The organism is Cohnella phaseoli (genome assembly GCF_003386235.1).
GTDB lineage: Bacteria > Bacillota > Bacilli > Paenibacillales > Paenibacillaceae > Cohnella > Cohnella phaseoli.
In genome coordinates, this window is the sequence record NZ_QRDZ01000009.1 from 1 (window position 1) to 20,999 (window position 20,999).

General features: G+C 57.9%; 15 protein-coding genes. 11 read left to right on the top strand and 4 right to left on the bottom strand.

Going from position 1 to position 20,999, the window contains the following annotated elements; translation table 11 throughout:
• The 10 genes from DFP98_RS12895 to gyrA all read left to right on the top strand — a co-directional run.
• The coding region (locus tag DFP98_RS12895; protein WP_147310180.1) for an IS66 family transposase at positions 1-209 on the top strand (209 nt) is incomplete at its 5' end.
• Positions 210-404: 195 nt separating this feature from the next.
• Positions 405-1,073 (top strand): endonuclease III, encoded by a 669-nt coding sequence (gene nth / locus DFP98_RS12900; protein ID WP_116061014.1) that lies wholly within the window; start codon positions 405-407, stop codon positions 1,071-1,073.
• Entirely contained in the window at positions 1,070-4,789 is a 3,720-nt protein-coding gene (locus DFP98_RS12905) for a dynamin family protein (RefSeq protein WP_181917658.1), read from the top strand. The genes nth and DFP98_RS12905 overlap by 4 nt, the downstream gene beginning before the upstream one ends.
• Before the next feature lie 259 nt (positions 4,790-5,048).
• On the top strand, positions 5,049-6,848 hold the full coding sequence (locus tag DFP98_RS12910; RefSeq protein WP_116061016.1) for an ABC transporter ATP-binding protein: 1,800 nt from the start codon (positions 5,049-5,051) through the stop codon (positions 6,846-6,848).
• Positions 6,845-8,644 (top strand): ABC transporter ATP-binding protein, encoded by a 1,800-nt coding sequence (locus DFP98_RS12915; protein WP_116061017.1) that lies wholly within the window; start codon positions 6,845-6,847, stop codon positions 8,642-8,644. Before DFP98_RS12910 ends, DFP98_RS12915 begins: the two co-directional genes overlap by 4 nt.
• A gap of 136 nt (positions 8,645-8,780) precedes the next feature.
• A complete protein-coding gene (locus tag DFP98_RS12920) occupies positions 8,781-9,599 on the top strand; it encodes a GDSL-type esterase/lipase family protein (protein ID WP_116061018.1) in 819 nt (272 codons plus the stop codon).
• 23 nt (positions 9,600-9,622) lie between these two features.
• The gene (locus DFP98_RS12925) at positions 9,623-10,588 is read left to right on the top strand and encodes an ABC transporter ATP-binding protein (protein WP_116061019.1); all 966 of its coding nucleotides are present in this window, start codon (positions 9,623-9,625) and stop codon (positions 10,586-10,588) included.
• A complete protein-coding gene (locus DFP98_RS12930; protein WP_116061020.1) occupies positions 10,581-11,570 on the top strand; it encodes an ABC transporter permease in 990 nt (329 codons plus the stop codon). Before DFP98_RS12925 ends, DFP98_RS12930 begins: the two co-directional genes overlap by 8 nt.
• A 58-nt stretch (positions 11,571-11,628) precedes the next feature.
• Positions 11,629-13,602, top strand: coding sequence for a DNA topoisomerase IV subunit B (parE, locus tag DFP98_RS12935; RefSeq protein ID WP_116061021.1), 1,974 nt, complete (start codon positions 11,629-11,631; stop codon positions 13,600-13,602).
• 564 nt (positions 13,603-14,166) lie between these two features.
• On the top strand, positions 14,167-16,680 hold the full coding sequence (gene gyrA, locus DFP98_RS12940; RefSeq protein ID WP_116061022.1) for a DNA gyrase subunit A: 2,514 nt from the start codon (positions 14,167-14,169) through the stop codon (positions 16,678-16,680).
• Here the strand turns inward: gyrA and DFP98_RS12945 are convergent.
• The gene (locus DFP98_RS12945; protein WP_116061023.1) at positions 16,671-16,850 is read right to left on the bottom strand and encodes a hypothetical protein; all 180 of its coding nucleotides are present in this window, start codon (positions 16,848-16,850) and stop codon (positions 16,671-16,673) included. The two genes, gyrA and DFP98_RS12945, sit on opposite strands and share 10 nt — an antisense overlap.
• A gap of 194 nt (positions 16,851-17,044) precedes the next feature.
• Between DFP98_RS12945 and DFP98_RS40125 the strand changes: the two genes are divergently transcribed.
• Positions 17,045-17,614, top strand: a complete 570-nt coding sequence (locus DFP98_RS40125) for a MarR family winged helix-turn-helix transcriptional regulator (RefSeq protein WP_342772491.1) — start codon at positions 17,045-17,047, stop codon at positions 17,612-17,614.
• A gap of 297 nt (positions 17,615-17,911) precedes the next feature.
• Here DFP98_RS40125 and DFP98_RS12955 read toward each other — a convergent pair whose 3' ends face one another.
• The 3 genes from DFP98_RS12955 to DFP98_RS12965 all read right to left on the bottom strand — a co-directional run bounded on the left by DFP98_RS12955 (position 17,912) and on the right by DFP98_RS12965 (position 20,909).
• Positions 17,912-19,291: a CapA family protein gene (locus DFP98_RS12955; RefSeq protein WP_181917659.1), complete on the bottom strand. Its 1,380-nt coding sequence runs from the start codon at positions 19,289-19,291 to the stop codon at positions 17,912-17,914.
• A complete protein-coding gene (locus DFP98_RS12960) occupies positions 19,207-20,076 on the bottom strand; it encodes a class I SAM-dependent methyltransferase (protein WP_116061237.1) in 870 nt (289 codons plus the stop codon). Before DFP98_RS12960 ends, DFP98_RS12955 begins: the two co-directional genes overlap by 85 nt.
• A 98-nt stretch (positions 20,077-20,174) precedes the next feature.
• Entirely contained in the window at positions 20,175-20,909 is a 735-nt protein-coding gene (locus DFP98_RS12965) for a response regulator transcription factor (RefSeq protein WP_116061025.1), read from the bottom strand.
• Between the last annotated feature and the right edge of the window lie 90 nt (positions 20,910-20,999).

Genomic DNA, 20,999 nt, shown 5'->3' on the forward strand with positions numbered 1-20,999 from the left:
GAATACCATTTGATAACAATTTGGCCGAAAGAGACATTCGTATGTCCAAGGTGAAACAAAAGATTTCAGGTTGCTTTCGGACAGCGATTGGCGGAGAGCAATTTGCCCGCATTCGCGAGTTTATTTCTACACTGCTGAAACAATCCCTCCCTTTGCACGAATCCCTCGTTTCCGTTCTTCGCGGTCAGTTTCGGTTTAGGGCTACGTAAGTAGTAACGAGAAGAACGGCTTATTGCGCGGCATTCGCTTTTGCCCGTTTCGGCATTTTTGTCCGCGACTTCGCTTGAAATCCTCAGCCCGCCCTACCTTAGGATTTGACGACATTCTCGTTCATTGGCATTGCTGCACGAGCGAACTTCAGGTAGACTAATATGTTAGAGACTTTCTGAAAATGAGGAGCGCTTATGAACGCCGCAACGTTAAGGCAAGTGCTGAATACGATAGCCGAGATGTTTCCGGATGCGCGCTGCGAGCTGAATCACCGCAATCCGTTCGAACTGACGATCGCGGTGCTGCTGTCTGCGCAGTGTACGGACGAAACGGTCAACAAAGTGACGGCTACGCTGTTCGAGAAGTACCGATCCCCGCACGATTACTTATCCGTTCCCCTGGAAGAATTGGAGAACGATATTCGCAGAATCGGGCTGTTTCGCAATAAGGCGGCCAATATCCAGAAGCTGTGCCGCATGGTTATCGACCTGCATGGCGGGGATGTGCCGCGCACGCACGAGGAGCTGACGGCGCTGCCCGGAGTCGGCCGCAAGACGGCTAACGTCGTCATGTCCAACGCTTTCGATGTTCCGGCAATCGCCGTGGATACCCACGTAGAGCGCGTATCCAAGCGTCTTGGCGTCGCCAAGCCCGACGACTCGGTGCTTGAGGTCGAGAAGAAGCTGATGCGCAGAGTGCCGAGAGAGGAATGGACGATTACGCATCACCGGCTGATATTCTTCGGCCGCTATCACTGCAAGGCGCAAAATCCGAAATGCGAGGTTTGTCCGGTGTTGGAACATTGCAAGGAAGGCAAGGCACGAATGAAAGCCTCCTTGAAGAAGAGGAGCGTATCGAAGTGAAGGCTATCGACCTCGACGCGCCGCCGTCCGGCGCGCCGTTATCAGCAGAACTTATTCAATTCCAGGAGGCGCTGCGGCAGATGTCCGTCAGATCGGCCGCCAACGGAGACGAAGTGCAGGCGGCCAAGCTGCAGGAGCTGGCCGGCAAGCTGGAAGGCGGGCGGCTGACCGTCGCCTTCTGCGGACATTTCTCCGCCGGGAAGTCCACGCTCGTCAATACGCTGTGCGGGGCGACGCTGCTGCCCGCCTCGCCGATTCCGACAAGCGCCAACGTCGTGACGGTCGTTAACGGCGAGCCGTTCGCGGAAACGGAATTCCGCGATTCGAAAGGCAATATTCACCCTGCTCGCACGATTGCGGTCGAGCAACTGCACGGCTTTGCGGTGGACGGGGAAGGCGTCACCTCGATTCGCGTATCCTACCCGATTCCGCTGCTGGGCGATCGCATGGCGATCGTAGACACTCCAGGCGTCGATTCGACGGACGGCGCGCACCGCGCGGCGACCGAGTCCGCTCTTCATATGGCGGACGTCGTTTTTTTCGTGACCGATTATAACCATGTGCAGTCCGAGGTGAACTTCCGGTTTCTGCGCAGTTTGGCCCGCTGGGGCAAGCCGACGTATCTGATCGTGAACCAGATCGACAAGCACAGGGAGGAGCAGCTTTCGTTCGCGGAGTTCCGGGATAGCTTAAGAGAGGCGTTGGCCAACTGGGATATCGAGCCGGCGGCTACGCTATTCCTGTCGCTGCGCGAGCCCGATCACCCGCTGTCGCAATGGAGTCAACTGCTGGAACTCATGGAACAGCTTCAGCCGCTTGCCGATCCGCTTATTCTGAGAAGCGTAACCCGTTCGGCCGTCTACTTGGCGGAGCAATACCGCGAGACGCTGCATGAGCGCAACCAGGAGAAAAGACAGCAGCTCCAGGAGCAATTGGGCGAAGACGGCGAGACGGAGCGGAGAGCGGCGCTCCGCGCCGAATGGGAGGCGGAACTGGCTCAATTAAGGTCGGCAGGCGATCTGCGCAAAGAACGCGTGCGGGTCGAAATGGACCGGTTGCTGGGCAACGCCAATCTGACGCCCGCCGAGACGCGCGAGAAAGCGCAGGCGGTGCTTGCGGCGATGCAGCCGGGATTTAAGGCCGGCTGGCTGGCCGGTGCGGCGAAAACCGAGGCGGAGAGAAACGCGAGACTAGGCAGGCTGACAGACGATTTCAACCGACAGGTGTCGGCGAACGTTACCGGGCACCTGAAGGAGCTGCTGCGTCGGGAAGCGGAGCAGAGCGGATTGGCCGGAGAGGAACTGGAGCGATCGCTGGACGACATCTTCCGCCCCGTACAGCCGGAATGGCTTCGCTCGCTCGTGAAGCCGGGCGCAGGCTCGGAAGGTCAGGCGACGCTGCACTATTCGGCGGAGATCAGCACCGAGCTGAAGTCGCTGTATCGCAAGGCGGCGTTCCAATGGATCGACGAGCTGCAGGAGAGAGAGCGTCCCGCATTGGAGGAGCAGACAAAGGAAGTCGGCGCCAAGCTGTCTAAGCTTGCGGAGGCGGATCGCATTGCGGGAAGGATCGACGAGTTGGAGCGCGAGGAACGCGAAGAGGAGCGACAGCTATTGGCTATGCTGCCGGAGGATGGGAGCAACAGCGGGCTGAGACTTCCTGCTCCGGTGGGCATTTCAAGCGACCGACTGGAGGAATTGGCGAGCGAAGCGGCGGCAGGGCTGAATACGGCAGGAGATCCGGACGGAAGCGCAGAAGCCTCCGACGACTTGCCTTTTGAGGAGCAGCCGGAGGTCGCCGACGCTCAGCCGACCCGTCTGGGCGCGCCGCAGGGAGCTGCGGAGATGCTGGAGCGCTCTGCCGCGCTGTTGGGCAACATCGCCGCGCTGCGAGGCGTGGCGGACGGTCTGTACGCCAAGGCGGCTCGATTCCGCGACAAGAGCTTTACGATCGCGCTGTTCGGCGCGTTCAGCGCGGGCAAATCGTCGTTCGCCAACGCGCTCGTCGGCAAGCCGGCTTTGCCGGTCTCGCCGAATCCGACGACGGCGACGATCAACCGGATTGTCGCTCCGACAGAGGAGCATCCGGACGGCACGGCGCTCGTCACGATGAAGACGCCGGAGGAGTTCGCCGAAGATATCCGTCATTCGCTGGGGCGGATCGGCATCGCCAAGGAGAAGCTGGAGGCGGCGGGTGCGGATGTGGCGAAGCTGCTGGCGTTGAAGGACCCTGTCGCTGCGGCGGATCTGCATCCTCGCGGACGTCCGCATTTGGCGTTCCTGACGGCTGCGGCCAAGGGATGGGGCGAGTTCGGTTCGCTGCTCGGACAGAAGCTGACGGCAGGCGGAGAGGAGTACCGGAGGTTCGCCGCCGACGAGCAGGCTTCCTGCTTCGTCGCATCGATCGATCTGTACGTCGATTCTCCGATTACGCGCAGCGGCGCGGTGCTTGTCGATACGCCGGGGGCGGATTCGATCAACGCCCGGCATACGGGCGTTGCCTTCCAATATATCAAGAACGCGGACGCGGTCCTGTTCGTGACGTATTACAATCACGCCTTCACGGAGGCGGACCGCGAATTTCTCAATCAGCTCGGCAGCGTCAAGGACGTGTTCGAGCTGGATAAAATGTTTTTCGTCATCAATGCCGCCGACCTTGCTTCGTCCGATACGGAGCTTGAAGCCGTCAAGGAGCACGTTGGAAATCAGCTGCTAAAGCACGGTATCCGCAAGCCGCGATTGTTCGGCGTCTCCAGTCTGAACGGATTGCAGGCGAAGCAGTCGCGCAGCCGCGCGGCGCTGGAAGCTTCCGGGCTGGCCGAATTCGAGGGCGCTTTCCGCCGTTTCTCCGAGGAGGAGCTAGGCGGCTTGGCGCTGGCGTCGGCCAATAAGGAGCTGGACCGCGTCGACAAGCTGCTGGACAGCTGGCTGCAATCGGCCAACGCCGACGCCGCGACCCGCGAAGCGAAGGCGAAGCGGTTGACGGCGCAGGCGGAGCGCTGGCGCGCCGAGGGCGGAGATTCCGTTCCCGCGGCGGCAGTGCAGCCGCTCAGTCAGGAAGTGGGGGAGCAGCTGTACCATTTGCGTCAGCGGCTGAAATTCCGCTTCAAGGAGCATTTCCAGACGGCGTTCCACCCGTCCATTTTGCAGGACGACGGACGAGATCTCAAAAAGCTGCTGCAATCGTGCGGCGAAGATTTGAAGCGATCGTTGACAGAGGATCTGCTGCAGGAGCTGAGGGCGGCGGGACTCCGGCTCGAAGGGACGATCGGCGCGCTTGCGGACAAGACGCTCGGCTCGCTGTCCGGACTTGCGGAGATGGAGCGCGAAGGCTTTGCTCCGGAGCCGGCAGGCAAGCCGGCATTGGAGCTGCCGCTTCCCGAGCCTTTCGCCGCAGGCCCGAATTTCGAGGTCAGACAGCTGTGGAATGCGTTCCGCTCTCCGAAGCATTTCTTCGAGCAGGAAGGCGCTGCGGAGCTGCGGAGCGACCTGGAAGGCACACTGTTGGGGACGATCGACGAGGTGCTTGAGGCGTTGAAGCGGCAATGGGAGCAATCGACGGAGCAGGCGCTACAGCAAACCGTTCGCGCGGCCGCTTTGGCGTGGTCCGAACAGCTTGCGGCTTTTGCGCTCAGCATGAGCGAGGCGCTTCGCCAACCGGGCGAAGAACGTTATTTGCAGGATTTGCGGGAGCAGTGGCAGAAAATCAGGCAGTAACGGGTAGAATCGGCCCTTTTTCATCTTTTCGGAGATGGAAAGGGGCCTTTTCTTTGCTTGCCTGCGTTTTCCTTTGTTTAATGGACCAACAAGGGGAAGTAGGGTATGAAAAGCGACCATATCGAAGATATCCGGTGATTATCCGTTAATGACTGCGGCAGTTTCCTTCGTAAGCGCGAATAGCGCGAAATAACGCTGTTGCCGGGGGTGGGGGATTCGGCTAAACTGCCGTAGAAAGCAGCGAGGAGGGGAACCATTTTTGGATATTTTTCGCGCATTAAAGGCCTATTATTGGAAAGACAAAGGCTTCCTGTGGGGATCGATAGCCGGACTTGCGATCGCGACAGCGCTAGGACTGATTTATCCCCTGCTGCTCAGGACGCTCATCGACGATATGATCGTTCCTGGTAAATTCGAAGGCGTGCTTGGGCTCACGCTGACGGCGGTAGGGATCATTTTCGTCAAAGCCGCATTCCAGTATGTACACGGTTTCAGCGGAGGACGGCTCGGCAACCGCATTGCGTATCGGCTGCGCAACGCCTGCTATGAGAAGCTGCAGCAGTTATCCTTTTCCTACTATGATACGGCCAGAACGGGCGACCTGATGTCGCGGCTTACGGCCGATATCGAAGGCGTGAGGATGTTTATCGGCTTCGGCTTTGCGCAATTGCTCAATACGGCGCTGCTCATCGTATTCGGGTTTGGCATGATGTTTTTTATCGACTGGCCGCTTACGGTGCTCATTCTCGTCTTTATCCCGGTGCTCGGCTTCGTGGCGATTCTTTTCGAGCAGGCCATCCATCCGGTGTTCCGTTCGATTCGGTCCGCGGTGGGCCGTCTGACGACTCGGGTGCAGGAAAACATTACCGGAGTCAGAACGGTCAAATCGTTTGCTCGGGAGCCCTTTGAGATTAACAAGTTCGTTAAAGAAAATATAGATTATCGGGACAATCATCTCACGCTCGCGGAAGTATGGGCGAAGTATTTTCCCATGATGGAGTTTATTGCCAACCTCAGCGTCGTCACGCTGCTGCTAGCAGGCGGCTGGCGCGTAATCGTCGGCACGATGACGCTGGGCGAACTGATCGCGATTACGGGAATGCTCGGTTTCATCGTGGCGCCGCTCTGGACGCTTGGCTTCCAGATTAACGGCTATACGCAGTCCAAAGCGTCCGGCGAACGGCTGCTCGAGCTGCTGTATCAGCCGATCGCGGTCAAAAACCGCGAGCAAAGCCTTGTGCTGGACGATGCGGAGGTCAAGGGAAGTATCCGCTTCAACGACGTCAGCTTCCGCTATACGAACCGCGACGATCTGCCTTCCGCTCTGCTGGGGCTAGAGCTCGACGCGCCGGCCGGAACTGTCGTCGGCCTCCTTGGAGGAACCGGGTCGGGCAAATCGACGGCCGTCGGCTTGCTGCTTAGAGCTTACGATGCGGGCGAAGGCACGATTACGCTGGACGGCGTAGATATTCGCCATATCGAGCTGGACAGCTTGCGCAGGCAGATCGGCATTGTGTTCCAGGAATCGTTCCTGTTCTCGACGACGATCAAGGAAAACATCAGCTACGGGCGACCGGACGCAACGATGGAGGAGATCGAGGAGGCGGCGCGCTACGCGCAGGCCGACGGCTTCATCCGCGAGCTTCCGCTTGGCTACGATACGATTGTCGGCGAACGGGGCATGGGCTTGTCGGGCGGACAGAAGCAGCGGATCGCCATCGCTCGGGCGCTGCTGAACAAGCCGAAAGTTTTAATTCTCGACGATGCCACAAGCGCACTCGACATGGAGACGGAACACGAGATTCAGACCGCGATTCGCAAAGTCATGGCCGGCAGAACCGTGTTTATGATCGCGCACCGGATTTCGACTTTACGCCATGCCAACGAAATTATCGTGCTGGATCGCGGCCATACGATTCAACGGGGAACGCACGATAAGCTCGTTCGCCAGCCGGGGCTCTATCGCGAGACGTACCGGATTCAATATGCCGATCGCCCGGATGAGCTGGATTACGCAGCGGATGCGGACGACTCGGGGGAAAGGCGGGTGTCGGGATGAGTCGCCAATTCATATACCAGGACGACGAACTGATCGAGAAGCCGTTTAACTGGAAGCAGATGGCCCGGCTGATTACGTATGTGAAGCCTTACAAGGCCGAGGTCGGCAAAGTTATAATCGTGATGCTCGTGTTCGGGATGCTCTCGAAGCTGGCGATCCCGTATCTGACAATGCTGGCGATCGACAAGGCGATTTTCCCGAAGGGAAGCGAGGGCAATCTTACTTTGCTGTTGACGCTTTCCGCCGCGATGCTAGTGCTGTACATCACGCGCTGGTGGGCGCAAAATTATACGATTCGTCGCACGAACGAGATCGGGCAGAAGGTTATTTTTGACTTGCGGGCTGCTTTGTTTAAGCACATTCAATCGCTGTCGTTCCGCTTCTTCGACAAGCGCCCGGCGGGCTCCGTGCTCGTCCGGGTCACGAACGACGTTAATTCGCTGCAGGATATGTTCACGAACGGGGTCGTTAACACAGCGATCGACATCGTGCAGCTGATCGGCATTACGATTATTCTGCTCTTCATCGAGCCGAAGCTGGCGCTGGCCGTCATTGTAACCGTTCCGCTCATGTTCTTCGTCTCGACGACGCTGCGCAAAAAAATCCGCATGGCTTGGCAGGTCGTCCGCATCAAGCAGTCGCGCATCAACGCGCATCTGAACGAGAGCATCCAGGGCATTCGCGTGACACAGGCGTTCGCTCAGGAGAAGGAGAACATCGGCTTTTTCGACGGGATGAACTCCAGCAACATTCGCTCGTGGAACCGGGCGTCGGCGCTGAACCAACTGTTCGGACCGCTGATCGAAGTGACGTCGGCGATCGGCACGCTCATTCTGCTGTTGTACGGCACGTATCTCATTCAATCCGAAGCGATGACCGTCGGCGTTCTCTTCGCGTTCATCACCTACGTCGGCAGCTTCTGGGAGCCGATTACGCGTCTGGGCAACATGTATTCGCAAATGCTGATCTCGATGTCCTCGGCCGAGCGCATTTTCGAGTTTATGGACGAACGGCCGGCCGTTCCGGAAAAGGAAGACGCCAAACCGATCTCCGAGCTGCAGGGCCGCGTCAAGCTTGAAAACGTTACGTTCGGCTACGAGAGCGACCGTCCGGCGCTTAAGGGCATTAACCTCGACGTGGAGGCGGGGCTATCGGTGGCGCTCGTCGGTCATACCGGCTCGGGCAAGAGCACGATCGTCAACCTGATCTGCCGCTTCTATGATACGGTGGAAGGCCGCGTGCTGATCGACGGTCAAGACGTCCGAGACGTGACGATCGACAGCCTGCGCTCGCAGATCGGCATCGTGCTTCAGGATACGTTTATTTTCTCGGGCACCATCCGTGAAAACATTCGTTACGGACGTCCCGACGCTACGGATGCGGAGATCGAAGCGGCGGCCCGCGCTGTGCGGGCGCACGATTTTATCGTCGACCTGCCGAGCGGCTACGACACCGAGGTTGAGGAGCGGGGCAACGCGCTTTCCGTCGGGCAACGGCAGCTGCTCAGCTTCGCCAGGGCGCTGCTCGCCGATCCGCGCATTCTCGTGCTGGACGAAGCGACGGCCAGCATCGATACGGAGACGGAGCTGCGCATTCAGGAAGCGTTGTCGACGCTGCTGCAAGGACGCACCTCGTTTATCGTCGCGCACCGTCTGTCCACGATCCGTCATGCCGACTGCATCGTCGTGCTGGACCACGGAGAAATTATGGAGATGGGCAACCACGACGAGCTAATGAAGCGGCCCGGCCATTATCGCAGTCTGGTCGAAGCGCAGTACCGTTTTTTGTCCGCATAATCGAGTTCATGTGCCGGCCTGTGGGCGCCGAGAGGCGTCGTCAGGCCGGTTTTTCAATTTTTTTTCGGCCAACGGATTTGTAAAATGCGGCAATAACCGTTATCGTTAAAATCATCGAGGATCGGGAGGGAATCGGATGAAATCGTCTTCCATGCTATGGAGAACGCTTGGCATCGTGTCGCTTGTTTGCTTGTTGACTCTGTTGACAGGGTTCGGATGGGCGCTTAAGGACAGCTGGTTTCCGAAGGAGGGAATGGCGCTTCCCGAAGCGGCGGCGCCGGAGACGGCGGTCGGAGGCAAATGGAGCGAGAAAAGCGAGCTGTACGTAACTGCTCTGGGAGATTCGTTAACGAAGGGAACGGGCGATACGACGGGGGAAGGCTATGTGGCGCGCACGATCGCTTCGCTTTCCAAGAGAATGGACAAGCCGGTTTATCTGGTCAACAATATGGCCGTCAACGGGATGAGAGCCGATCAATTGTCCGGCAGGCTGGACGACAAAGGCTTCATTAACGCGGTCGGACGGGCGGATATTGTGCTGCTGACGATCGGGGGCAACGACCTGTTTCAGGTCGCCCAGGGCGGCGGCTCGCTGGCGCAAGGAGGCGACTTGTCGCCGGAGGCGCTGCAGGAGCGGCTGCCGGACGTGAAACCGCGGCTGAAGGAAGTGTTCGACAAAGTCAGAGCCGTTAATCCGGTCGCTCGCATCGTCTACGTTGGGCTTTACAACGCCTTCTATGACGTGCCGCAGATGCGGGGGGCCGCCAGCGAGACGATCGCCGACTGGAACGGCTACGCTTACGAGCTGGCGCTGGCGGACGGCAACGCGACGGTCGTTCCGACGTACGATCTGTTCGAGTTTAATCTGAAGGACTATTTGTCTTCGGATCACTTTCACCCGAACGCGCTCGGGTACGAACGGATCGCCGGAAGAGTCGTTGATGCGCTGCAATAACTCGGATGAAGGGGGGCACGGCTATGGGAAAACAGATGGAGAAGACCGTATTGTCGGTACGCGGACTGAGAAAAAAAATTGGACGCAAGCCGATCATTCATAACGTTTCCTTCGATGTGAACGCGGGAGAGATTTTCGGATTTCTCGGACCGAACGGCTCGGGCAAAACGACGACGATCCGCATGCTGGTCGGCCTGATCAAGCCGACGGAAGGCGATATCGTCGTCTGCGGCGAGAACGTGCGCACGCATCCGGAGCGGGCGCTTGCGCATATCGGCTGCATCGTGGAAAATCCCGAGATGTACGGGTTTATGACCGGCTGGGAAAATCTTGCCCACTTCGCCCGCATGCAGCCGGATATTCCGGAGCAGCGCATCGTCGAGGTCGTGGAGATCGTCGGACTCGACCAACGCATTCACGACAAGGTCAAAACCTATTCGCTCGGCATGAGACAGCGGCTAGGCATCGCCCAGGCGCTGCTGTGCAGGCCGAAGCTGCTCATTCTGGACGAGCCGACGAACGGCCTTGACCCGAAAGGAATCAAGGAGCTGCGCGAGTTTATCCGCATGCTGGCGGAGAGCGGCATGAGCCTGTTTATTTCCAGTCACCTGCTAAGCGAAATCCAGTTGATGTGCGACCGCGTGGCGATTATCGCGCATGGCGAAGTGATCGCCGTCGGCGAGGTCGACGAGCTCGTCTCGCAGGCGGCAGCGTATACGGTATGGCAGGTCGATCGCCCGGACGAAGCCAGGCGGATGTTTGCGGATCAGCCGGACATCCGGCTGGTGCCGGAGTCGGAGCACCGCATCGACGAAGCGCTGCTGTCGGCGATCGACGACCCGCTCGTCACGGTTGTGGACGAGAGCCGGGTCGCAGGCTGGGTCAACCGGCTCGTCGCGGCCGGCATCGGCATCGCGTCGGTGCAGCGCGTCGCGCCGTCTCTGGAGGAGTTATTTCTGAAGCTGACGGAGGGGGAGCAAATTGGCTAATCTGCTGGCGCTTATTCAGAACGAGACGTTAAAGGTGTGGAAGAAAAAACGCTTCGCGGTTGTCGTGCTTATTTTGCTTATTCTGATCCCTGTATTCGTCTATGCTCAGATGAAGGTCGCGCAGAATAGCGCCGACAAGTTCCGGACGGACTGGCGGGCCGAGCTGCAGAGCCGGATTACCGACAATACGAACGCGCTAAGCAGCGACCGGATTCCCGAGGAATGGAAGCAGTGGCGCAAGGCGATCGTTCAGCAGCTGCAATATTATCTCGATCACGACATCAACCCCGAATCGCCGAACGCGGTTACGTTTACCCGGCGGTTCATGGATAATGCGGTCAGTCTGTTTATCCCGCTCATGGTGCTGGCGATCGCATCGGATTTAGTCTCCTCGGAGCGCTCTACGGGCACAATCAAGATGCTGCTGACGAGGCCCGTGCGAAGATGGCGCATTTTATTTTCAAAATTAGCGACACTGACCTTATACGTCTCGCTTATTCTCGTCACCACGATTGCGCTCTGCTATGTCATATCCGGCCTCGTGTTCGGATACGGAGGCTGGGGAGAGCCGGTGTTCGTCGGCTTCCGCGTCGAGGGAGCGGAGGTCGATACGACGAATGTCCATGCCGTCACACAGGGCGTATATGTGCTTATGCAAGCCGGGCTAATCTGGTTTGCCGCAATGGTGGTGGCGCTGATCGCGCTGATGATATCCGTGCTCGTACGCAGTACGGCGGCGAGTTTCGTGACGATGATGGCGGCGATTATTTCCGGTACGTTGCTGGCCAACATGGCCTCCTCTTGGAAAACGGCCAAATATTTATTTAACGTCAACCTCGAACTATCCGCATATTTACGGGGTACTCCGCCTCCGGTGGAGGGCATGTCGCTCGGATTTTCGCTTGCCGTGCTGGGGATTTGGGGGCTTGCGGCGGTGATCGTTTCTTTCTCCGTCTTTACGAAGCAAGACATCTTGAATTAGAATAAACAAAGCGCGTTTATGAGGATAAACGCAAGAGATTACGCAAGGAGGTCCGTTCGTGACCGAAAAAATCGATCTGTTCACCGAATCCGCCGCATCGGCGGTCAGTGAATACAGTGCGGATGATATTCAAATTTTAGAAGGACTAACCGCTGTACGCAAAAGGCCGGGCATGTACATTGGCAGCACGACGACATCGGGGCTGCATCATCTATTATGGGAAATTGTCGACAACGCCGTGGACGAGCATTTGGCTAAATTTTGCTCGCGCATCGACGTCATCGTTCATGCCAACAATTCCGTTACCGTCGTCGACAACGGGCGGGGCATTCCGACAGGGATGCACAAGAGCGGTATCCCTACGCCTCAGGTCGTCTACACGATTTTGCATGCGGGCGGAAAATTCGGCGGAGGCGGCTACAAGAAGTCGGGGGGGCTGCACGGCGTGGGCGCTTCCGTTACGAACGCTCTCTCCGAGTGGCTGGAAGTGGAGATTTACCGCGACGGCAAAATACATAAGATGAGATTCGAGACGTGGGTCGACGATCGCGGCGTCGAGCATGTCGGAGAGCCGGTTACCGGGCTGGAAGTGACCGGAAATACGAACCGCACAGGTACGAAGGTTACCTTTAAGCCCGATCCGAAAGTGTTCCACGGCAACGTCAGCATGAACTACGACACGCTGTCGGAGCGGCTGCAGGAGATCGCGTTCCTGAACTCGGGGCTTAAGGTCAACATTAAGGACGAACGCAGCGGCAAGTCGGATTCGTTTCATTACGAGGGCGGCGCAAGCCAGTTCGTGCAATTTCTGAATGAGGAGAAATCGGTGCTCCACGACGTCGTACACTTTGCGGCGGAGAAGGACGACATCGAGGTCGAGATCGCACTGCAGTACAATGACGGCTATACGGAGACGATTGCTTCGTTCGTTAACGCGATTCCGACGCGCGGCGGCGGTACGCACGAGACGGGCTTTAAGACGGCTTATACGCGGGTGATGAACGAATACGCGCGTAAGACGGGTCAACTCAAGGAGAAGGAAAAAAATCTCGAAGGCAACGACTTGCGCGAAGGTATGATGGCGGTCATCAATATCAAAATGTCCGAGGTCGAATTCGTCGGCCAGACGAAGGACCAACTCGGGAGCGCTTCCGCTCGGGGCGCGGTCGATGCGATTGTCACGGACAAGATGGCCGTTTTTCTGGAAGAGAACCCGCAGGTCGGCCAGCTGCTGATCCGCAAGTCGATTCAGGCGTCCAAGGCGCGGGAAGCGGCTCGCAAGGCGCGCGAGGAAATTCGCAGCGGCAAGAAGCGCAGCGAGAGCGCCAGCCTTGGCGGCAAGCTGTCGCCGGCGCAGTCCAAGGACAGCTCCCGTAACGAGCTGTTTATCGTGGAAGGCGATTCCGCTGGCGGGTCGGCCAAGCAGGGACGGGATTCGAAGTATCAGGCGATTTTGCCGCTTAAGGGCAAGCCGATGAATCCGGAGAAGTCCAAGCTTGTCGACATTCTGAAGAACGACGAGTATAAGGCGATTATCGCGGCCGTCGGTGCGGGCATCGGCTCGGAGTTCGACGTCGAGGAGTGCAACTACTCCAAAATCATCATTATGACTGATGCGGACACGGACGGCGCGCATATTCAAGTGCTGCTGCTGACGTTCTTCTACCGGTACATGAAGCCGCTGATCGACGCTGGCAAGGTGTTTATCGCACAGCCGCCGCTGTACAAGATTACGCGGAAGTCCGGCAAGCTGGAGACGGTTCGCTACGCCTGGACGGACGAGCAGCTCAACCTGTACACGAAGGAGCTTGGCAAGGGCGCCGAGCTGCAGCGTTATAAAGGGTTGGGCGAGATGAACCCCGACCAGCTGTGGGAGACGACGATGAACTACGAGTCGCGTACGTTCCTGCAGGTGCAGATCGAAGACGCCGCCAAAGCGGAGCGCCGCGTGTCGACGCTAATGGGCGACAAGGTCGATCCTCGCAAACGCTGGATTATCGAGAACGTCGATTTTACGGAGTACGAGGAGTAAGGGGCCGGCGCCGAAGTCGACGGAAAAGTCGGCGTAACGATCTGAGAGACCGTTAGAGGCTCCGAAGTCGGCGGAAAAGTCGGCGTAACCGTCTGCGGGACCGTTATGGGTGCCGAAGTTGGCGGAAGAGTCAGTGTAACGGTCTGCGAGACCGTTAGAGATGCCGAAGTCGACGGAAAAGTCGGCGTAACGGTCTGAGAGACCGTTAGAGGCTCCGAAGTCGGCGGAAGTGTCGGTGTAACGATCTGAGAGACCGTTAGAGGTGCCGAAGTCGGCGGAAAAGTCGGCGTAACGTTCTGCGAGACCGTTAGAGGTGCCGAAGTCGGCGGAAAAGTCGGTGTAACGGTCTGAGAGACCGTTAGAGGCGCCGAAGTCGGCGAGACCGACGTGGCAACGGCCTGTCAGACCGTTACGCGCTCCAAACTTGATGCAACAACCGGAATAGCGACCTGTCAGTCAGGCGTTATTCTGTACATAGCCGGGGCAAGCGCAGGGATAAGGGCCTGGAAGGCCTTTACCGCTAGCGAAGAAGAATGCGCCCCAACACTTAGGAGGCAGTAAGCTGTGAGCCTACTTGAAAACTTTTTGCCAGCGTTTCTGGAGGAGGTCGTAGGAGACCGCTTCGGACGCTATTCCAAATACATTATCCAAGACCGCGCGATACCTGACGTGCGCGACGGGCTGAAGCCGGTACAGCGTCGTATTTTGTACGCGATGTACGAGTCGGGCAATACGCCGGACAAGCCGTACCGGAAGTCGGCCAAGACGGTCGGCGACGTTATGGGCAATTATCACCCGCACGGCGATTCGTCGATTTACGAAGGCATGGTGCGGATGGCCCAACCGTGGAAAATGGCGCATATGCTCGTCGACGGCCACGGCAACTGGGGCTCGATGGACGACGATCCGCCGGCCGCTATGCGGTATACGGAGGCGCGTCTGTCCAAGATCTCCATGGAGCTGCTGCGCGACATCGAGAAAAGAACGGTTTTGTTCAAGGATAACTTCGACAATACCGCCAAGGAGCCTGTCGTGCTTCCGTCGCGTTACCCGAACCTGCTCGTCAACGGCGTATCCGGCATCTCGGCGGGCTTCGCCACGGAAATTCCGACGCATAACCTGCGCGAGATTATCGACGCTTGCGTCGCCGTCATGAACAAGCCGGAGATGACGGTGCCCGAGCTGATGGAGATCGTGAAAGGCCCCGACTTTCCGACCGGCGGCATTATCATGGGGGCGGACGGCATTCGCGAGGCTTACGAGACGGGCAAGGGCAAAATCCATGTTCGCTCCACAACCGCCATCGAAGAAGTTAGAGGCGGCAAGCAGCAAATCGTCATTACGGAAATTCCGTACCAGATCGTGAAGTCCAAGCTCGTCAATGCCATTGACAACGTACGTATGGAGAAGAAGGTCGAAGGCATTGCCGAGGTGCGCGACGAGAGCGGACGGAACGGTCTGCGCATCGTCGTCGAGCTGAAGAAGGACGCCGATGCGGAAGGCATCCTTGCCTTTCTGTTGAAGAAAACGGATTTGCAGACGACCTACAACTTCAACATGGTCGCGATCGTCAACAAGGCGCCGCGCCAGCTTGGCCTCAAGCCGATTCTCGAAGCCTATATCGCGCACCAGAAGGAAGTCGTAACCCACCGGACCCAATACGATCTGGAAAAGGCGGAAGACCGCGCGCATGTGCTGGAAGGGCTCGTCAAGGCGCTGAATCTGCTCGATCAGATCATCGAGACGATCAAAGCCTCGAAGAATCGCCAGGACGCACAAAACAACCTGATCGCCAAGTTCGGCTTTACCGAGCGGCAGGCTGACGCTATTTTGACGTTGCAGCTCTACCGGCTGACGAATCTTGAGATTACGCAGCTGGAGAAGGAGCATGCCGATACGCTCAAGAAAATCGCTCAACTGCGCGCGATTCTCGAAAGCCCGCGCAAGCTGATGAACGTCATTAAAGACGAGCTGACGGAAATTCGCGGCAAGTACGGGATCGATCGCCGCTCCGTCATTCAGGGCGAAGTCGAAGAGATCAAGGTCAATCTTGAGGTTATGGTTCCGGCGGAGGACGTATTGGTCACGCTGAGCCGAGAAGGTTATATTAAACGGACAAGCCTGCTCTCGTTCACGCGTTCCGGCGGGGAGCTTGAAAGCGCCGGCGTTAAAGAGGGCGACGTTATCCGATGGAGCCTGGGCGTCAGTACGATCGATCCGCTGCTGCTCTTCACGCAGAAAGGTCATTATTATCTGCTGCCCGTGCACCAGATTCCCGAGTTCAAGTGGAAAGATACCGGAACGGCTATCGTCAACGTGCTGCCGCTCGCCAAGGACGACCGTATCGTGGGCATCGTACATGCCAGAAGCGCGGAGCTTACGCCGCCTTCTGACACGAAGGATAACGGCGATTCGGGAGCAAACGGCCCGATGCTCGTGTTCGTGACGAAGCGGGGACAGGTCAAGCGGACGCCGTTGGCCGAATACGCGACGACGCGAAGCATGGCGATCGCCGCCTGCAAAGTTGGAGACGGCGACGAGATTGTGAAGGTGTTGCGTTCGGACAATCCGGAGGACCTGCTGCTCGTGACCGAGCAAGGCATGAGCATTCGCTTTAGCCGCGAGGAAGTCAGCGTTCAGGGCCGCGTAGCCGGGGGCGTGAGAGGGATCGCGCTTAAAGACGGGGATCAGCTTGCGGACGCGCTGTTCGTGGCCGAGGATGAAGGAGAGGTTCTTGTCCTGTCCGACTATGGCTATGCGAAGCGCACGCTGCTGCTCGACTATCCGCAGCAAGGCCGCGGAGGCAAAGGCATTCAGACGTTCGAGTTCAAGGAAGGCAAGCGAGTCCGCCCGAACGGCACAAAGCTGGTCGCCGCATTCCATGTCAAGGAAGCGATTAGCCTGCTTGCCCTGACGACGAGCGGCGCAGTATCGGAGTTTTCCTCGGAGAGCTCTCCAATCGAAGACAGAAGGGGCCAAGGCAAGCTAATGATTCCCGTAGATCGCGGGGATACGCTGGCCGAGGCGTTCGTCAAGCCGCTTTCGACGCAGACGCAAGCCGGGAAAACTCAGTCGTAGGGACCTTCACCATTCGACTCGGTACGGTCGATCCAGCGCAATAGCATATCCAATACGACCCACAGGGGCACCGGCTCATTGAGCCGTTCGAGCCACTGGGGGTCTTCTATTAGTCCGGCGTCCTGGGCCATTTGACCGATCATTTTAATTTTTGTTTCGTTAGAGGACAAGGGATAAGCCTCCTTGTTTGCCTTTTCTCCGCTTTTACCCATTTTTCGTATCTAGTATATGTCGCCACTTGTCGTCAGGTTCTCGTTCCTGCGGATTCATGTCGTAAATATTTAAGCGCATTAAACTATCATTCGACAGAGACGGTAAGTATAATAAAGAAGAAGGCAATGTTCGGGATGAAAGGGGCGTACTCGTGGACAATGCGGCGGAATTTGTGAAAAGCTGGACCAAGCTCACGAAGGATTGGAACGCGCGAATGGAGGCGGAGCTGGCTCCGCAACTGACGGCCGGGCAGCTGGAGGTGCTGGAGCTGCTGGAAGCGCATGAGCCGATGAAGCCGTCCGAGCTGCTTCCTCACCTGGAGACGACTCCGGCGGCGATTACGACGCTGCTCGATCGTATGGAGAGGGCGGGCTTGGTCGAGAGGAGACGGGATGAGGCCGACCGGAGAATCGTATGGGTAACGATGACGGAGCTCGGGCGATCGGAGGTCGGGCGGGGCGTCGCCGTCCGCGCCGCGATCGTCAACGAGTCATTGGATCGCATTTCTAGCCACAATCGTCAACTGCTCGTCTATCTGATGGGCAAGGTGTCCGGGACCAGGGAAGCGAAAGCGACGGAACGCCCAACGAAGGAACGGGAGGAAACGGAGCAGCCGACTGCCGGAACGCCCGAATCGGCTAAGACGACCTCAGAGCCGGGACCGCCGACGTCCGTAATGTCGGAGTCGGCGCCCGAATCAACGGCCGAGCCGGTTGTGTAGACGCTAGGGCGTGTATGCAAACCCGCTCAGGGGCATCTATCATCGCCTTTTCGCCCCCCTGCTTCGTCACTTTTGCTTGACGTACCCCCGGTACGCCTTCACAAAAGCTCCTTGCATGGAACGAAAATTCGGCCATATCTGCTATCCTCGGAGTCTGCATACACGCCCTAGGCATTCGTCGTCAGGAAATAGAAAAGAGCAAGCTCCATGGGACCGTTTGTCCGTCCGGAGCTTGCTCTTTTTATTGATTGACTTGCAAGTAATGCGAATGCAGCCGTCGATCTCCGAGCTTGGAAGTCAGCCCGCGACAAGCTTGCGGAGATGCTTGCGAATGCCGGAATACATCGTCTGCATCTTCTCGTAATCTTTTGCCGTCAGCGCCGAGAAGCTGCGCTGCTTCAGCTCGGTTGCAAGCGGGATAACCGTATAATGCCGGTTTTTATTTTTCCAGACGATGTGAACCCAGGTCGGCTCTGTCGTAATCTCTTTCCATTCGAGCGCGACGGTTCCGTCAGGATGGACGGTTTTCTTCAAGCGTGCGCCGAAGATGACGCCGACATCCTTCCAGTCCCCCGTCTGGTTGGAAATGAAGTTGCCGAGCGAGTAGATCACGACTCCTTTGCGCGGAGAGCCGTCGAAGCTCTCGGAGGCAGGGATGGAAATCTCCTCAAACGGCTGAACGACGTGAGGATGCGAGCCCAGAATCAGATCGGCCCCGGCCCCGATGAGCTCCTTGGCCAGAGAGGTTTGCTCGGCATTCGGCATGCGCTGATACTCGACTCCGAAGTGAAGGGATACGGCGACCGCATCGGCTCCGGCCTTCTTAAGCTTCGCGATATCTTTCTTGATGGCGCTGCGGTCGATTAGATTGACGGCGTATTCCTTGCCCTTGGGAATCGGAATGCCGTTCGTGCCGTAAGTGTAAGAAAGAAAACCCATGCGAATGCCGTTTCTTTCCTCGATAACGTTGCGGCTTTGCTCCTTGGCGTCGGCCGATGTACCAAATGGGATAAGGCCTGCTTTGCGTACGGTTGCAAGCGTTCGTTGAACGCCGGGAACGCCGCGGTCGAGAGAATGATTGTTGGCGGTTGAGACAAGCTGGATGCCGGCGCCTTTAATCGCGTCCGCCAATTCGTTAGGAGCGTTAAACCGCGGGAAACCGGTAAACTTCAAATCCTTGCCGGCAATCGGCGTCTCCAGATTGCCGACGACCCAATCGCCGCGCTCTAGAATCGGCTTGACCTGCGAGAACCAGGACGTAAGGTCGTAGCTGTCTGTCCCCTTATCGTAATAGGCGGGGAGCTGCGGCATGTGCACCATGATGTCTCCGACGGCCAGCAGCGTCGCTTCCGTGACTACAGGCTCCTTAGTCTCGGGAGACGGCGTTGCCGGCGAATGCGATGCGGATGGAGCCGTTGAAGCCGTGTGGGTTACAGCCGGACTGGAAGGCGACTGGCTGGACCGGGACGGGTGCGTACGAGAAGAAGCGTCCGCACAGGACGTCAGAACGATCGCCAACAGGCCTAAGCCGATCAGTGAGGCGTATTTGCCGCCCGCAGACGGAATTTTATTATTCGTTATCAATCCGATTGTCAACTCCCGCTTTCCCATCTTCCATAGATGCCGCAAGGCAGCGTCATGCCGCTGCTCGTAATCGGCAATCCGACTTCTCCGCAATCCAGCGTTCCGCCGAACTTGCGACGGAAGCTAAGCTCAAGCAAATTGCTTAAGACGGTAGGAGAGAAGCCGGTCGTATACGAGTTGACGAGCACGAATAATGGCTTATCCGAGAGAATGGACATGCACGTCTCCAGGAAGGGGAACAAGTTTTCTTCCAGCTTCCAAGTCTCTCCGTTAGGCCCGCGCCCGTAAGAAGGAGGGTCCATGATGATCGCCTCGTATTGGCGTTCCCTTCTTTGCTCGCGCTGCACGAACTTGAACACATCGTCCGTAATGTAGCGGATCGGCGCGGATCCGAGTCCGGACAGTTCAGCGTTCTCCTTGGCCCACTGGACCATGCCTTTGGCGGCGTCAACGTGGCAGACATCCGCTCCCGCCGAGGCGGCGGCCACCGTCGCTCCGCCCGTATACGCGAACAGGTTCAAAACGCGAATCGGCCGATTCGCTTCGCGGATTTTGTTCATCATCCAGCTCCAATTGACCGCTTGTTCGGGGAACAAGCCGGTATGCTTGAAGCTAGTCGGCTTGATATGGAATTTGAGCGGACCGTAAGCGACGCTCCAGCGCTCGGGCAGCGAACGCTTGTAGGTCCATTGCCCGCCGCCGCTGCTGCTGCGGTGGTAATGGCCGTCGGCTTGCTTCCACGCCGCGTTCTCGGTTTTGAGCGGCCATATAATTTGCGGGTCGGGACGCCGCAGTACGACGTCTCCCCAACGCTCAAGCTTCTCGCCGTTGCCGGTGTCAATCAATTCGTAATCTTGCCATTCTTGCGCCAATCGCATCATCGTCTGATCTTCCTTTTTGTCGTCTAATAGTTTGTATGGATCGAACCCATGAGGGCTTGCCGAGCGCTGTGCTTTGGTTCGACCTGTTCCGTAACTTACAAAACCTGTTCCTCGCCATTGTCCACCGGACCGAAACGGTAGCCGAAGCCTCTTACCGTCTGAATCCAGCGAGGGTTGGCGGGATCGCTTTCCAGTTTTTTGCGCAGGTTGCTGACATGCACCATCAGCGTGCGCGTGTCGCCCATGCTGTCCGTCTGCCATACTTTGCGATACAGCTCCTCCAACGGGAATACCCGTTTCGGCGATCGGGCCATAACGCTAAGCAGCTCGAATTCCTTGGCCGACAACGAGACCGCTTCGCCGTTCAAGCGGACCTCCATGCTGTGAAAATCGATGTCGAGCCCTGGGAAGCTGAGCGACGAAATCTGCTCCTCCGGATTTCTTTCGCGGGTTCTGCGTCTGCGAATGTGCGCTTGAATTCTCGCAACAAGCTGGCTTGGGCTAAACGGCTTCGTAATATAATCGTCGCCGCCCTCGGATAGCGCGCGAATGATGTCCTGGTCTTCCGATTTGCAACTGAGAAACAGAATCGGGACATCCGCGACCGGTCCCTGCCGCAGCGAACGGCACACCTCGACGCCGTCCATGCGGCCGAGAGAGACGTCGAGCAAAATCAAGTCGGGCTGAAGCGTCTCCGCCAAGCGAAGGGCGTGCGCGCCGTTGTCGGTCGCGTGTACGTCGAACCCTGCCTTTTGCAAGTAAAGGGCGATTAACTCCGTAATTTCCTGCTCGTCGTCGACGACGAGTATGGTCGCTTCGTAGCTGGTCATCTCAATCCTCCGTACCCAACGTCATATTTCATGAAGAGGAGAACCGAACATGTGGAAAACACTCCAATCGTCTTATTATAACGAAAGCGT

Bases quoted from the DNA above. Each gene is read 5' to 3' on its own strand.
- nth (WP_116061014.1), top strand. From the start codon at position 405: ATGAACGCCGCAACGTTAAGGCAAGTGCTGAATACGATAGCCGAGATG.
- DFP98_RS12915 (WP_116061017.1), top strand. From the start codon at position 6,845: ATGAGTCGCCAATTCATATACCAGGACGACGAACTGATCGAGAAGCCG.
- DFP98_RS12920 (WP_116061018.1), top strand. From the start codon at position 8,781: ATGAAATCGTCTTCCATGCTATGGAGAACGCTTGGCATCGTGTCGCTT.
- DFP98_RS12925 (WP_116061019.1), top strand. From the start codon at position 9,623: ATGGGAAAACAGATGGAGAAGACCGTATTGTCGGTACGCGGACTGAGA.
- DFP98_RS12960 (WP_116061237.1), bottom strand. From the start codon at position 20,076: ATGCGATTGGCGCAAGAATGGCAAGATTACGAATTGATTGACACCGGC.
- DFP98_RS12965 (WP_116061025.1), bottom strand. From the start codon at position 20,909: ATGACCAGCTACGAAGCGACCATACTCGTCGTCGACGACGAGCAGGAA.